This window comes from Streptococcus sp. W151, assembly GCF_053010205.1.
This window is the reverse complement of record NZ_JBRKNT010000001.1, coordinates 30,776-43,519: the sequence shown is the minus strand read 5'-3', so window position 1 is coordinate 43,519 and position 12,744 is coordinate 30,776. Positions and strand designations below refer to the sequence as shown.

General features: G+C 40.2%; 15 protein-coding genes. 1 reads left to right on the top strand and 14 read right to left on the bottom strand.

The annotated features are described in order from the left end of the window. Nucleotides 1-3: 3 nt before the first annotated feature. The 6 genes from ACVC7Q_RS00210 to tmk are packed head-to-tail and all read right to left on the bottom strand — an operon-like array spanning nt 4 to nt 3,796. The gene (locus tag ACVC7Q_RS00210) at nt 4-495 is read right to left on the bottom strand and encodes a methylated-DNA--[protein]-cysteine S-methyltransferase (RefSeq protein ID WP_447264374.1); all 492 of its coding nucleotides are present in this window, start codon (nt 493-495) and stop codon (nt 4-6) included. Further along, nucleotides 479-1,060: an N-acetyltransferase family protein gene (locus ACVC7Q_RS00205; RefSeq protein ID WP_447264373.1), complete on the bottom strand. Its 582-nt coding sequence runs from the start codon at nt 1,058-1,060 to the stop codon at nt 479-481. The genes ACVC7Q_RS00210 and ACVC7Q_RS00205 overlap by 17 nt, the downstream gene beginning before the upstream one ends. A 17-nt stretch (nt 1,061-1,077) precedes the next feature. Beyond that, nucleotides 1,078-1,935, bottom strand: coding sequence for a 16S rRNA (cytidine(1402)-2'-O)-methyltransferase (rsmI, locus tag ACVC7Q_RS00200; protein ID WP_447264372.1), 858 nt, complete (start codon nt 1,933-1,935; stop codon nt 1,078-1,080). Between the two features lie 2 nt (nt 1,936-1,937). Then, complete coding sequence (gene yabA / locus ACVC7Q_RS00195; RefSeq protein WP_014713697.1) at nt 1,938-2,258, bottom strand: DNA replication initiation control protein YabA; 321 nt, start codon at nt 2,256-2,258, stop codon at nt 1,938-1,940. A gap of 9 nt (nt 2,259-2,267) precedes the next feature. Then, nucleotides 2,268-3,161 carry a DNA polymerase III subunit delta' gene (locus tag ACVC7Q_RS00190; RefSeq protein WP_447264371.1) on the bottom strand — a complete coding sequence of 298 codons (894 nt, stop codon included), beginning with the start codon at nt 3,159-3,161 and terminating at the stop codon, nt 2,268-2,270. Next, nucleotides 3,158-3,796 carry a dTMP kinase gene (gene tmk / locus ACVC7Q_RS00185; protein WP_447264370.1) on the bottom strand — a complete coding sequence of 213 codons (639 nt, stop codon included), beginning with the start codon at nt 3,794-3,796 and terminating at the stop codon, nt 3,158-3,160. The genes ACVC7Q_RS00190 and tmk overlap by 4 nt, the downstream gene beginning before the upstream one ends. 149 nt (nt 3,797-3,945) lie before the next feature. Here tmk and ACVC7Q_RS00180 point away from each other — a divergent pair, with 149 nt between their 5' ends. After that, nucleotides 3,946-4,833 carry a YitT family protein gene (locus ACVC7Q_RS00180; protein ID WP_447264369.1) on the top strand — a complete coding sequence of 296 codons (888 nt, stop codon included), beginning with the start codon at nt 3,946-3,948 and terminating at the stop codon, nt 4,831-4,833. A 40-nt stretch (nt 4,834-4,873) separates the two neighbouring features. On the opposite strand, the gene ACVC7Q_RS00175 is transcribed toward ACVC7Q_RS00180, so the two are convergent. The 8 genes from ACVC7Q_RS00175 to ACVC7Q_RS00140 form a co-directional block, all read right to left on the bottom strand. Continuing rightward, nucleotides 4,874-5,530 carry a CBS domain-containing protein gene (locus ACVC7Q_RS00175; protein ID WP_447264368.1) on the bottom strand — a complete coding sequence of 219 codons (657 nt, stop codon included), beginning with the start codon at nt 5,528-5,530 and terminating at the stop codon, nt 4,874-4,876. A gap of 150 nt (nt 5,531-5,680) precedes the next feature. After that, on the bottom strand, nt 5,681-6,919 hold the full coding sequence (locus ACVC7Q_RS00170; RefSeq protein WP_447264367.1) for an MFS transporter permease: 1,239 nt from the start codon (nt 6,917-6,919) through the stop codon (nt 5,681-5,683). A gap of 209 nt (nt 6,920-7,128) precedes the next feature. Next, nucleotides 7,129-7,995, bottom strand: a complete 867-nt coding sequence (locus ACVC7Q_RS00165) for an Rgg family transcriptional regulator (RefSeq protein WP_447264366.1) — start codon at nt 7,993-7,995, stop codon at nt 7,129-7,131. Nucleotides 7,996-8,166: 171 nt separating this feature from the next. Next, nucleotides 8,167-8,877 (bottom strand): ABC transporter ATP-binding protein, encoded by a 711-nt coding sequence (locus ACVC7Q_RS00160; protein ID WP_003008277.1) that lies wholly within the window; start codon nt 8,875-8,877, stop codon nt 8,167-8,169. Then, nucleotides 8,877-9,641 (bottom strand): ABC transporter ATP-binding protein, encoded by a 765-nt coding sequence (locus tag ACVC7Q_RS00155; protein ID WP_447264365.1) that lies wholly within the window; start codon nt 9,639-9,641, stop codon nt 8,877-8,879. The genes ACVC7Q_RS00160 and ACVC7Q_RS00155 overlap by 1 nt, the downstream gene beginning before the upstream one ends. Continuing rightward, nucleotides 9,641-10,588 carry a branched-chain amino acid ABC transporter permease gene (locus ACVC7Q_RS00150; protein WP_447264364.1) on the bottom strand — a complete coding sequence of 316 codons (948 nt, stop codon included), beginning with the start codon at nt 10,586-10,588 and terminating at the stop codon, nt 9,641-9,643. The genes ACVC7Q_RS00155 and ACVC7Q_RS00150 overlap by 1 nt, the downstream gene beginning before the upstream one ends. Before the next feature lie 3 nt (nt 10,589-10,591). Then, nucleotides 10,592-11,461, bottom strand: coding sequence for a branched-chain amino acid ABC transporter permease (locus ACVC7Q_RS00145; RefSeq protein ID WP_049515409.1), 870 nt, complete (start codon nt 11,459-11,461; stop codon nt 10,592-10,594). Between the two features lie 81 nt (nt 11,462-11,542). Continuing rightward, nucleotides 11,543-12,700, bottom strand: coding sequence for an ABC transporter substrate-binding protein (locus ACVC7Q_RS00140; protein WP_447264363.1), 1,158 nt, complete (start codon nt 12,698-12,700; stop codon nt 11,543-11,545). Nucleotides 12,701-12,744 lie beyond the last annotated feature (44 nt).

Sequence of the window (12,744 nt, the reverse complement as noted above, 5' to 3'; positions counted from 1 at the left end):
ATTTCATTTCTCCTTCCAGGTAATTCCTTCGTGTTGTAAGAGCCAGCGTTTACGATCGAGTCCAGACGCATAGCCTGTCAATTCTCCATTTTTTCCCATCACGCGGTGACAAGGGACTAAGATCGTCAAGGGATTGCGTCCAACAGCCTGTCCTACGGCCTGGGCTGAACCACAAGAAAGATCCTGGGCAAGCTGGCCATAGGTCTTGGTCTCACCATATGGGATCTCTCGCAATAACTGCCATACCCGCTCTTGAAAGGCTGTTCCTTTTAGCGCTAATGGAAAGCTGATGGCAATGGGATCCCCCGCAAAATAGTGGTCCAACCACTCTTTCACCTGTTCATGGTAGGGATGAACTTGCTCTAGTGTCCCTTCAGGATCTAGTACAGACTCTTTTGGATCATAAAAATCAAGTTCTACAAGACCTTCCTCGCTGACAATGATCGAAAGAAGCCCCATAGGGCTTTCATACAATTGTTTAAGATAGAGAGTCATTGTAGGCAGCCTCTGCTCTATGGTCCCATCGATCCTCTTCTGAAACAACTTGAAATAAACTGGTTTCTGCTTTTCGCTTGATCTTTTGATAAGCCAGACGGACACCATCAATCGGGACCTTTCCACAATAATGATAGCCTAATTTTTCAAGCAAATGTTGCATGACCAGATTATCTGGGTGGGTATCGCAACGGAAATCCGGACCTTTTTCTCCTTCAATCAAGCCTTGAAGGAAGGTCTGAGCCACCCCTTTGCCAGCAGCCTCTTTGGCTACAGCGACACGGTGAAAAGTGATATACATATAGTTATCATGTTCCCACTTGCCATCGTAAATCTCATTATAGGCCGCTTCATTTCCCTTGTGGACGGCAGCATAGGCGACGACTTCCTGATCTTCAACGGCCACATAGCCACGACTTTCTAGAATATCCTCAAAAATGATCTCTTCATCTGGATAACCATCCTGCCACTGGTCGACCTGTCTTTGAGCCAGGCTTTCCTTGGCATCTTGGATGATTTCCATAATTCGCTTGATTTCGTTGGGATAAGCCATTCTAATTTCCATCCTGCTTCCAACCTTTCCTACTCTTGATGGTAACGAGCATAGAGCTCACTCTTTTGCAGGCCGTATTGTTTGGCGATCTGTTTAATTGCTTGATTTTTCTTCATCCCCTCTTGGACCAAGGTATCGATCTCTTGGATCAAGTCGACCTCTTCTAGGTCTAGCTCTTCTTCCTTGGCTCCTTCGACGATCAAGAGGCATTCCCCTTTGAGGGGATTTTCTTCAAGAAATGCGACTAACTCAGAAATACTGCCACGAGTATATTCTTCGTAGATCTTGGTCAATTCACGAACCAAGACAACCGGACGATCCCCATAGACAGCCAACATATTCTCTAAGGTCGCCTTCACCCGATGGGGAGACTCATAAAAGATCTGTGTCTCCGGATAGGCCACTTTTTCTTGGAAAAAGGCCTTTTGTTGCCCCTCTTTGCGAGGCAGAAATCCGTAAAAAATATGGGGTTGAGGTGCTAGGCCACTGGCAATCAAGCCAGTAATCCCTGCACTTGGACCAGGAACAGCTACGACAGGAATCTCGCGTTCAATCGCTGCCTTGACCAAATCATGACCAGGGTCAGAGATACTTGGGAGTCCTGCATCTGAGACCTGCGCCAAATCTTTTCCAGATTCTAAATGGGCGATCAGATCTGGAATTTTCTCCTGGGCATTGTGCTCATGAAAGCTAGTCTGGGGAGTCCTAATCTCAAAATGCTTGAGCAAGAGACCTGTATTTCTGGTATCCTCAGCTGCGATCAAGTCCACATCCTTTAAGGTCTGGACCATGCGGTAACTCATATCTTCACGATTGCCGATCGGTGTTGGGACTAGGTAAAGGACCCCTGTTTTCTTTTCCCCTTTAAAACTTCGTTGGATCTGCATGCTTACTCCCTAAATAACAACTCGTCACAAAACATACACTCTTCATCGTTCTCACGGCGTTGACCATAGGAATAGGTGCAAATATGAAAGCCGTCGTTGTAAATTCGTTGCAAATTTTCACGACCATGGTGTTGTGACTTTGCGGATGCGGTCTTCTCAACTTCCCCCAAACGCTCTCTCAATTTATCATTTTCTAAGCGAAGAGCTGTATTTTCTTCAATGACTTGTTTCAAATTTTTCTTGATGGCTTCAACTTCAGCCAAGGTGACCAACAAATTCTGAGAAAAGCCGTCTAAAGCATCAAATAATTCTTTTTTATTCATTCTGACTCCTTAACTTTCTAAGCTCAAAACCATATATTCTAGAGCATTTTGAAAAGAAACATTGGCCTTCCACATAGTGCGAGCAAGACTCAATTTTTCCAGCAACTGCTGGGATCTGCTCAAGCGCAACTGCTCTTCTAAAGACAACTCCATCAATCGAAAGGCTTGGCTTTGTTTTTCCTTATCATCTGCTAAGCTCACCAATCGAGTCACTTCCAAATAGGCGCCATTCAAATTGGAGTGACAACGTTCGATGAACTGATTACAAACTTTAGCCAACTCAAAAAAAGTAGCATTCTTTTTTTGCTGCTCTGCCTCTTCAAGACTAAAACTAAATCGAGCTACTAGACTTGCCTGCGATTTAATCAAACCTTCTTTTTCTAGACGTTCGGTAAGGTAGGCTTGCTTTTTGGGAAAATGGACCTGCTGGGCCCGACTCTTGATGGTCGGTAAAATCAAGTTTTCATCGGATGTCAACAAGAAGAGATAGATCTCACTCTGGGGCTCTTCCATAACCTTTAAGAGAGAATTCGCTGCATTGGTGTGCATCTTGTCCGCATCTTGGACGATAAAGACCTGCCGGCTTCCTTCAAATCCGGATTGAGAAAAGTCTTGAACCAGCGAGCGAATACGATCAGTCTTTATGATCTGGTTGACTGGACGCACGATCTTCACGTCTGAGAATTCTTCTTCAGCAATCAAGCGACAGGACCTGCATTTGCCACAAGGCCAGACTCCTTGCAAATCTTCACAAAACTGACTTTGAGCTAGCAAGAGGGCCATCTCAAAACTGGCAAAAGAACCTGTAAAAAGATAAGCATGACTGAGCTGTTTGTATTCTAGGATCTGGGTGAAGCGCTCCACCAATTCTGGCTGGAGCTGTTGGATCTCTTCTAGATTCATTTCAATGTCCCCAAGTGATTTTCTAAAACAGCCAAGACATCCGTAAAGACTGCTTCAAAAGATTGACTGGCATCGATTTTCACGATGCGCTCTGGTTCCTTTTCATACAAGGCCAAATAACCTTGTCTGACTTTTTGGTGAAGCTCCAATCCTTCCAAATCCAAACGATTGACTTCCCGCTCTTGGTTTTTCGCAATTCGTGCGAGCCCTTCTTCGACATCCAGATCAAAGTAAAGGGTTAGGTCTGGCTTAAGACCATCTGTCGCGAATTGATTGAGCCACTCGATATCTTCCACACTCAGACCGCGACCATACCCTTGATAAGCCACCGAGCTGTCAATAAAGCGGTCCATCAAGACAACCTTCCCAGCTGCAAGGGCTGGCAAGACACGTTCCACCAAATGCTGCCGGCGACTAGCAATATAGAGCAACAACTCGGTCTTGGCATCCATACTAGTATGGTCTGGATCCAAAATGACTTGGCGGATCTTTTCAGCAATGTCGACACCACCTGGTTCACGGGTTGTAATAAAAGGAATTTCTTTTTCTTCAAGTAGAGGCAAAATGGCTTCTAGGACCGATGATTTTCCCGCTCCTTCTGGACCTTCAAATGAAATTAATGTACCGTTTACCATAGTATCCTCTTTCTGTTTTTCTTCTTTTTATTTTACCAAAAATAAGGGTAAAAATCTTGTATTTTAGGAGAGAAAATTTTTCAAAGTCATTTTCATTTTTTCACTTTTTTGTTACAATATTCTTATAAAGTTTTAGGAGACAACCTATCATGTTTAAATTTAAAGATATTCTGGCTATCATTTTTGGGGCCGGCATTTTTTCATTTGGGATCTATTTTTTGGTCATTCCCTTTCACTTTTATGAAGGAGGAGCAACAGGGATTACCTTGATTACCTATTACCTTTTCAAAATTCCTGTATCCATCATGAACTTACTGATCAATATTCCCCTCTTTGTTCTCGCATGGAAACTTCTGGGGAAGAAATCTCTTTATCTCAGCTTACTGGGGACCTTCTCGGTTTCAGCTTGGATGGCGCTCTTTGAAGCCATGCCTCTCAGCCACCGCCACCACCACTTTATTTTTGAGGCCTTTAAAGGAGATATCCTTCTTGCCTGTATTGCCTCAGGGGTCGTGCTTGGTTTAGGACTAGGGATCATCTTCAATGCTGGTGGAACTACCGGAGGAACAGATATCCTCGCTCGCATCTTTAATAAATACACTTCCCTCAGTATGGGAAAACTCATGTTGATTGTAGATGCCATTGTTCTGACAACTGTTGTCGTAGTCTTCCAAGATGTCCGTACCGCCATGTATACTCTCTTCTTCATCCTGATTGACACCCTTGTGATCGACTTAATTGGAGAAGGTGGTTTTGCTGGGAAAGGCTTCCTCATCGTTACATCCAAACCAGAAGAAATTGCCCAAAAGGTATCTGACGATTTGGGTCGCGGGATTACCTTTATCCGTGGGATGGGCTATTACAGCCGTAAGGACCTGGATATCGTCTACTGTGTCGTTTCGCGGAATGAGATGAAACAAATGAAAGACATCATCAATCGTATTGATCCATTCGCCTTTATTACGATTTCCGAAGCCCATGAAATCCTAGGCGAAGGCTTCACGTTAGATAAAGAAAAACAACCCATTACTCGTTAATAAAAAATCAGACTGGATGATCATCCAGTCTGATTTTTTATTAGATAACTTTTGCGGTTGTTCGAGTAATTTCATCTACTTTCAAACCGTTGGCTTCAAATTTAGTACGGATAACTTCTAGATCTGTCACCCCATCAATTTGAACTTCGATGACGACACGATCGTCTTTGGTTGGGATATTGACTGTATTTGCGATGTTATACCCTTCTTCTACAATCAAGTGAATGATTTGTTCTAGAACGCCAACCTTATCTTCCGTCACAAAGCGTACACGGACTCCTTCTTCTCCATAACCGGACACTTCAAGGAAGGCACGGAAAATATCACGGTCAGTGATGACACCGGATACTTGGTCATTGTCCACGACTGGAAGAATTCCCACCTTGTTCTTATACATGAGGTAGGTCGCATCTTCTAAGCTTGCAAATTTTGAGACGGTAATGACATCGCGAAGCATCACATCTTTGACCTTGGTTTTGTTCAAGAGATAGTTCATTTCATAAATCGACAAGCTGGTTGCTTTAGATGGACTTGCTTCTGCAATCGTTCCTTCTGTCACCAAGCCAACTAATTGATCATTTTCAATGACCGGCAAACGGTGCAAACCTTGTTCGCGCATCAAATCTGCCGCGTGGGCAATTGTAGTATCTGGACTAATGTAAACCACTTTACGTGTCATAAAATCTTTAACAGCCATAACAAGTTCTCCTATGCTTTTATTAGTTTTATTATACTTGATTTTAAGAATGATTTCAAACGCTTTCAGCAGTTTTCTCTTGTTTTCAAAATTTAGAAAAATCAAACACACGTACCTTTTTATTCAACATTTAAATCTTGCAAACTAATCTTAGTCACTAGTAACCGATTTATTAGAAAATAAGGAAAGTACAAATACCACAATAGATAATAATAAGAATGCACCCCAAGCAAACTGAAAGTTCCAAATGGATAAACTTGTAAACAAAATAGTTGCTAATGGCATTGATAATACTGATATAACCTTAAAAAAACTACTAGTTTGTGCAAGAATTTCCGGTGGAAGTTTTGCCATTAATAGACTATTTAATTTGGGATTTACCTTACTACTAAGATACATCATGAATGCCAACACACTAAAGGAAATAATTTCCAAACCATTTATCCAACCACATATTCCTATTAAAATTAATAATCCACTATCTATTTGAAGTATTTTAATAAGTGAAAGCTTAGAAAAATAATCATTAGGGGTCATTCCACCAATTAGGGCTGAAACAAATAATATTGTTTGAAGTAAAAACACCGACTGAGCAAAAGATAAACCAAAGGGAGTTATTTCTGTAAATTTCAAATTGTACATTATTAAAATAGCACCGCCTAGCGAATTTAATCCTAAAATTGAAAAAATCATTAGACCAAAACGTACTTTCTCTTGATATTTAAATATACTTTTACTATTTTTGTAAAGGTTCTTAATTTGTGAGATAAACCCATTTTCTGGTGAATAATTAACTTCTGGATGTGTCAATTGTCTTTGAATTTTAAGCAACACCATCGATGATAATAAGAAACTTATAGCATTTATTGTAGCTAAAAAGAAGAAATTATTATGAGAAATCGTTAGTAACCAAACTCCCAAAGTTTGACCAGAAATCAAAGTTATTTGACTAATTACTTGATCAAAAGAGTACGCTTCCATCAGCTCTTCTTCGGGAATGTGAGACTGAAACATAGGTAATACTAGTCCTCTTCTGTACTCTGCAATACAATCTGATAGGATATTAATGAAACATACAATTGAGAAAACTAGCCATGAATTTTCTTTCGATAAGAACGCAACCATAATAAATAATACTGCTTGTATATATCCTAATAATAGCAACCACAATTTCTTATTCTTTGTTTTGTCAGCCTGCATTGCAATAAGAAGAGCAAAAATCGTTGGAATATATTGTATAAAACTCGCTACACCAACTGCCAATTTACTATTCGCCATACTTGCTGCAAAAACTACAAAAACAAGATTATAAATAGTTGATCCTAAATCATCAAAGAAACTAGACAACACCAGATTCCTAAAAAAAATATTTCTAAAAAAAACTTTCATCTGCAATACCTTCCTAGTAGATACTTAATAGACATGACTTAAATTCTAATCTAAATATTTATTATTAGAATTATTTTATTCTTCTATATGAATTAACAAAATATCGAAGAATTTAATTGTTATATCTAAATATAGTTTACTACTAAATTTTAAATATTTAACAGAGTTTCAAATATGAAATATCCTATCTCATACATCTAATCTTTTGACTAATTTATATGTATCCCAAACTGGTCTAATTTTACCTCTAAAATATTAATCAGTTGACTATCACCAACAACTCGAAGAGACTCTATAAATTGTTTAATTTCCTTTTTAGAATTTTTTGACTTTAAATAACCATTTACTAATTTTAAAAATTTTAACAACATGATTTCTAGCATATCATATGGGAAAAGAAGCTTTTCTAGCTCGAGTATAAACAATGGAACTTGAGTATCAATTTTTCTTAAAATTAATTCGCCAATTAAATTTATGTACGTTAACTTTAAAGAACTTAAATTGTGTTTAAGAAAATTATAATCTTTAGTCCTTTCCGCAAGCTGATCTCCAAAAAATAATAGATCTTCATCTGAAATTAAAGTCATTGTATTTCCAAATACATATAATTCAAACCATGTCCAAGATTCAATTGAAAATAGATAATCTACCAATACTTTTCTATCTTCTATATTTATTTCATAGTTTTGATCTAATGAATGTATCGCATTTTCAATAATGAATGACTGAATTCTTTGATATCGATCCGTCTCTTCACTCTGTAATACTTCGGTTAATAGATACTCTAATCCTTTAATATCCTGTTTCAAAAATAAACTGGATATCTTCTTACCTAAAATAATATCTTTAGGTAATTCATAATTATTTAATTTATGGCCAAACTCTTCAAAAGTCATGTGGATTGATTCTATCGCTATTAATAATTTATCAGCACTTAACATCGTTTGCCCATTTTCAAATTTAGACAATTGTGCTATGCTTAATCCTTTTCTAGCAACATCCTTTTGTTTTAAGCCTCTGGCAATTCTTAGTTCCTTATATAATTCACCCAATTGAATTTTTCGATCTATATGCATAACTTATAATCCATTTCAGTCATTAGTAATTACGTTTATTTTACCAAATTAATAAAGGAAATTATATATTTTAAACTATTTTACTAAGAAAAAATCTCAGCCAGTAAAAATGAAAAAAGAAAGGTCTTCAGGACCTTTCTTTTGAACTTATTCAAACAAACTTTAGAAATCTTATCCACCAAGGTAAGCCTTGCGGACTTCTTCTGAGGCTAAGAGTTCTTTTCCTGTTCCGGAAAGAACGACTTTCCCTGTTTCCAAAACATAACCGCGGTCTGCGATGGCGAGGGCCTTGTTGGCATTTTGCTCAATCAAGAGAACGGTTGTTCCTTGTTTTTGGATATCTTGGATGATATCAAAGATTTCTTGGATAAAGATTGGAGCCAATCCCATAGAAGGTTCATCCAAAAGCAAGAGTTTTGGCGTCGACATGAGGGCACGACCCATTGCGAGCATTTGTTGTTCCCCACCTGATAGGGTCGCTGCATCTTGGTTCTTCCGTTCTTCCAAACGTGGGAAACGAGAGAAGACTTTCTTCAAGTTGGCTTGATTTTCTTCTCGATCTTTCTTCAAGAAAGCTCCCATTTCCAAGTTTTCCATAACGGTTAAGCCTGGAAAGACGTGGCGGCCTTCTGGAACCTGAGAGAGTCCTGCTGCTACAATCTTTTGAGCCGGAACCTTTTGAATCTCCTGACCCAAGAACTCAATTTTCCCAGCACTTGGACGCACCAAACCTGAAATGGTACGAAGAATAGAGGTTTTCCCAGCACCGTTAGCACCGATAAGAGAAACAACTTCCCCTTCATTTACCTCGAAACTGACATCACGGACAGCCTGGATCATGCCATAGTGTACAGAAAGGTTTTCAACTTTTAACATAGACATTAGGCTTCACCTCCTAGATATGCTTCGATTACGCGTTTGTTGGTCTTGATTTCATCTGGCGTACCATGGGCAATCAAGCGACCATATTCCAATACATAAATCCGTTCGGTTACTTTCATGACCAAGCTCATATCGTGTTCGATCAGCATGATCGTAATATTGAATTCTTTTTGAATGCGACGGATCAGTTGGGTTAATTCTGCGGTTTCTTGAGGGTTCATCCCTGCAGCAGGCTCATCCAAGAAGAGAATCTTTGGCTCTGTAGCAAGGGCACGAACGATCTCTAAGTGACGTTGTTGTCCATAAGCTAAGTTCTTAGCCAAGGTATCTGTTTCTTTTTCTAAACCAAATATCGCTAACAATTCAAGGGCCTTTGCTTTTAAGGCTTCTTCATTTTTGTAATATCTTGGCAAACGGAAAAGACTAGCAAAGACATGTGGTTTGTGGTGATTGGCAAAGGCAATCAAGACATTGTCCAAAACGCTTAAATCTTTAAAGAGACGGATATTTTGGAAGGTCCGTCCTAGACCACCTGCAGCGATTTTATAAGGTGCTTTACCATTTAGTAGCTGGCCATCTAAGGTAATAGTCCCTTCACTTGGTTCATATACCCCTGTTAGGAGGTTGAAGAGGGTTGTTTTACCGGCACCGTTGGGTCCTATCAAACCAACCAATTCCCCTTCATTGAGTTCCATGGTCACATCCCCAACGGCTGTCAAACCACCAAAGTTTTTTGTTAAATTTTTTACTTCAAGAAGTGCCATTAGTTAGCCTCCTTTTTTGAGAGTAGTTTTTTCAAGCTGAATTCCCATGTTCCAAGAAGACCACCTGGACGGAAGATCATTACGAGAATCAAAGCCAATGAGTAAATGATCATACGGATGCTTGAGAAGTCTTGAAGCACCATGTTCAAGATCCCCAAGACGATAGCTGCTACAACTGTTCCTGACATTGATCCCAAACCACCGAAAACGACAATGATCAAGACATTAATGGTATTGGTGAAAGAGTAATCTTTAGGAACAACAGAACCGATAAAGCCGGCTTGAAGAGATCCAGCAATCGCCGCTGTGATCGCACCAAATACAAAAGCAATGACTTTAACTTTGGTCGTATTGATCCCAACAGATTCTGCTGCGATTTCATCTTCCCGAACAGAAAGGGTAGAACGCCCAATTGGACTGCGTAAGAAGTTAATCGTAAAGATCGTTGTGATCACGACAATGAGGTAAACCAATTGCCAGGTTGTAAAGGCTGGCAAACCAAGGATCCCAGCGGCACCATTTGTTAGGGTACCACCATTGACGATCAAGATCCGGATAATTTCAGAAACCCCAAGTGTTGCAATTGCGAGGTAGTCCCCTTTCAAACGAAGGGTTGGAACCCCAACGATCAAGGCAACGAGACCTGCAATCAAAGCCCCTAAAACCATCGCACCAAAGAAGGCACCGTAGGTTGGTGATTTGGAACCGAGAATGGCTGCAGAGTAGGCACCAATGGCCATAAATCCGGCATGTCCGAGTGAGAATTGACCTGAGAAACCAACAATGAGGTTCAAGCCAACTGCAAGGATAATGTTAATCCCGATTTGTTCCAAAATTTGGATATAGAAGAGGTTGAGCACGCCCGCTGCAACCAAGACTTGGATCAAGGCAAAACCTGCGACCAAAAGACCAAGCCAGACTAAATTCACTTTTAAATTTTGTTTCATGGCTTACACCTTCTCTTTCACATTTTTACCGAGGATACCTGCTGGACGGATGAGCAAGATCACAATCAAGATGGCATACACAATGGCATCACGGAAGTCTGAAAGACCAATCGCTGTAGCGAAGGTTTCCAACAAACCGATAACAAATCCACCTAAGGCCGCACCTGGAATGATTCCGATTCCTCCAAGGACGGCTGCGACAAAGGCTTTGATCCCTGGTGTCATCCCCATCAAAGGTTCAATCGAGTTGTAGTACAAACCGATCAATACCCCACCAGCACCTGCCAAGGCTGATCCCAAAGCAAAGGTAAAGCTGATGGTCCGATTTACGTTAATCCCCATCAATTGAGCCGCATCACTATCGACAGATACAGCCCGCATGGCTTTCCCCATCTTTGTCTTTTGGATAATAAATTGAAGAGCGACCATCAAGAAAACAGACACTCCCAAGATCATCAACTGAATGTTGGAGATGGAAATCGGACCGAAGTTGTAACGAACCGTGTGAATAACTTGAGGGAAGGAACGGGTATTGGCACCTACAAAGAAGACCATCCCATATTCGAGCAAGAAGGAGACACCGATGGCTGTGATCAAGGCAGCAATCCGAGTCGAATGACGAAGCGGACGATAAGCCAGGTATTCAATCACAACCCCTAAAATAGCTGTCCCAACCATGGCTAGAAGCAAGGCTACAAAGAAGTTTACTTTCCATGAGTTCAATAAGAAATACCCCATAAAGGCACCTACCATGTAGATATCCCCATGGGCAAAGTTGATCAATTTGATAATTCCATACACCATGGTATAACCAAGGGCCAAGAGTGCGTAGACACTTCCCAAGATTAGACCGTTCACTAATTGCTGGAGCATTTGAACCATCCTTTCTAACAATAAAGAGCGAGGCCAGGAATTTTTATTCTCCCAGCCTCTTGTACAAACAACAAATGATAATTATGGTTTAACAGACTCAACAGATTTGACTTTACCATCTTTCAAGCCAATCATAAGAGCTGATTTAACCGGGTTGTGGTTCTTGTCGATGGACATTGTACCAGTCACACCTTCCAAGTCTTTCAACTTCGCAAGGTTGTCTTTCAATTCGACAGAGTCCTTAGCACCTTTAGATGCTTCTGCAACCATGTAAACTGAGTCATAAGCCAAAGCTGCGAACATTGAAGGTTCTTCATTGTATTTCGCTTTGTATGCTTCTACGAATTTCTTAGCTTTATCAGTCATTTCACCTTCAGTAGAGAATCCAGCTACGTAGTAGATATCTGTAGCTGCAGCAGGTGTTGCTTGTTCAACGAACTTCGCATCGCTAAATCCATCACCACCAATGATTGGTTGTTTGATTCCCATACCACGCGCTTGGTTTACGATCTTACCAGTTTCAGTGTAGTAACCTGGAAGAACAATCGCATCGAAGTCTTTATCTTTGATTTTTGTAAGAGCAGCTTGGAAGTCTGTATCCTTAGATTGGAACGTTTCTGTCGCTACGATTTCACCTTTATAAGATTTCTTGAAGGCTTCAGCAATCCCTTTAGCATAGTCAGATGAGTTATCGTAGTAAAGAACGACTTTCTTCGCTTTCAAGTTATCAGTTGTATATTTTGAAATGATTTTTCCTTGGAAGCTATCGATGAAGGTTGCACGGAAAAGGTAATCTTGACCTTTTGTCAAATCATCTTGAGTTGCAGATGGTGTTACCAATGGAACACCTGCTTTACCAGCATTGGCAACGGCTGCTGCAGTAGCACCAGAAGTTGCAGGTCCTACAAGAGCGTTCACTTTTGATTGAGTGACAAGGTTTGTAGTGACTGTAGCTGCTTCAGCTGTTTCAGATTTGTTATCTTTGTCTGTGACAACGATCTTCTTACCGTCGGCTCCACCCTTAGCGTTGATTTCATCAACAGCCAATTGAGCACCTTTTTGTTCAGCACTACCGTAGGCTGCTACTTCACCAGTTTTTTCAAAGTTAAAACCGACTTTTAGTTCTTTACCGATTTCGTTACCAGTGGTGTTTGAACCTGAAGTAGAAACTTCACCACAAGCCGCAAGAAGAGCGACACTTGCAATGGTTAAAAATGAAAGAGCAAATTTTTTCTTCATTTGTAATGATCTCCTTAAATGAATCTTAAAATAAATACATTAAG

What these genes read in the sequence shown, in the direction of transcription:
- ACVC7Q_RS00210 (WP_447264374.1), bottom strand. Translation starts at nt 495, where the DNA reads ATGACTCTCTATCTTAAACAATTGTATGAAAGCCCTATGGGGCTTCTT.
- ACVC7Q_RS00205 (WP_447264373.1), bottom strand. Translation starts at nt 1,060, where the DNA reads ATGGAAATTAGAATGGCTTATCCCAACGAAATCAAGCGAATTATGGAA.
- rsmI (WP_447264372.1), bottom strand. Translation starts at nt 1,935, where the DNA reads ATGCAGATCCAACGAAGTTTTAAAGGGGAAAAGAAAACAGGGGTCCTT.
- yabA (WP_014713697.1), bottom strand. Translation starts at nt 2,258, where the DNA reads ATGAATAAAAAAGAATTATTTGATGCTTTAGACGGCTTTTCTCAGAAT.
- ACVC7Q_RS00190 (WP_447264371.1), bottom strand. Translation starts at nt 3,161, where the DNA reads ATGAATCTAGAAGAGATCCAACAGCTCCAGCCAGAATTGGTGGAGCGC.
- tmk (WP_447264370.1), bottom strand. Translation starts at nt 3,796, where the DNA reads ATGGTAAACGGTACATTAATTTCATTTGAAGGTCCAGAAGGAGCGGGA.
- ACVC7Q_RS00180 (WP_447264369.1), top strand. Translation starts at nt 3,946, where the DNA reads ATGTTTAAATTTAAAGATATTCTGGCTATCATTTTTGGGGCCGGCATT.
- ACVC7Q_RS00175 (WP_447264368.1), bottom strand. Translation starts at nt 5,530, where the DNA reads ATGGCTGTTAAAGATTTTATGACACGTAAAGTGGTTTACATTAGTCCA.
- ACVC7Q_RS00170 (WP_447264367.1), bottom strand. Translation starts at nt 6,919, where the DNA reads ATGAAAGTTTTTTTTAGAAATATTTTTTTTAGGAATCTGGTGTTGTCT.
- ACVC7Q_RS00165 (WP_447264366.1), bottom strand. Translation starts at nt 7,995, where the DNA reads ATGCATATAGATCGAAAAATTCAATTGGGTGAATTATATAAGGAACTA.
- ACVC7Q_RS00160 (WP_003008277.1), bottom strand. Translation starts at nt 8,877, where the DNA reads ATGTCTATGTTAAAAGTTGAAAACCTTTCTGTACACTATGGCATGATC.
- ACVC7Q_RS00155 (WP_447264365.1), bottom strand. Translation starts at nt 9,641, where the DNA reads ATGGCACTTCTTGAAGTAAAAAATTTAACAAAAAACTTTGGTGGTTTG.
- ACVC7Q_RS00150 (WP_447264364.1), bottom strand. Translation starts at nt 10,588, where the DNA reads ATGAAACAAAATTTAAAAGTGAATTTAGTCTGGCTTGGTCTTTTGGTC.
- ACVC7Q_RS00145 (WP_049515409.1), bottom strand. Translation starts at nt 11,461, where the DNA reads ATGCTCCAGCAATTAGTGAACGGTCTAATCTTGGGAAGTGTCTACGCA.
- ACVC7Q_RS00140 (WP_447264363.1), bottom strand. Translation starts at nt 12,700, where the DNA reads ATGAAGAAAAAATTTGCTCTTTCATTTTTAACCATTGCAAGTGTCGCT.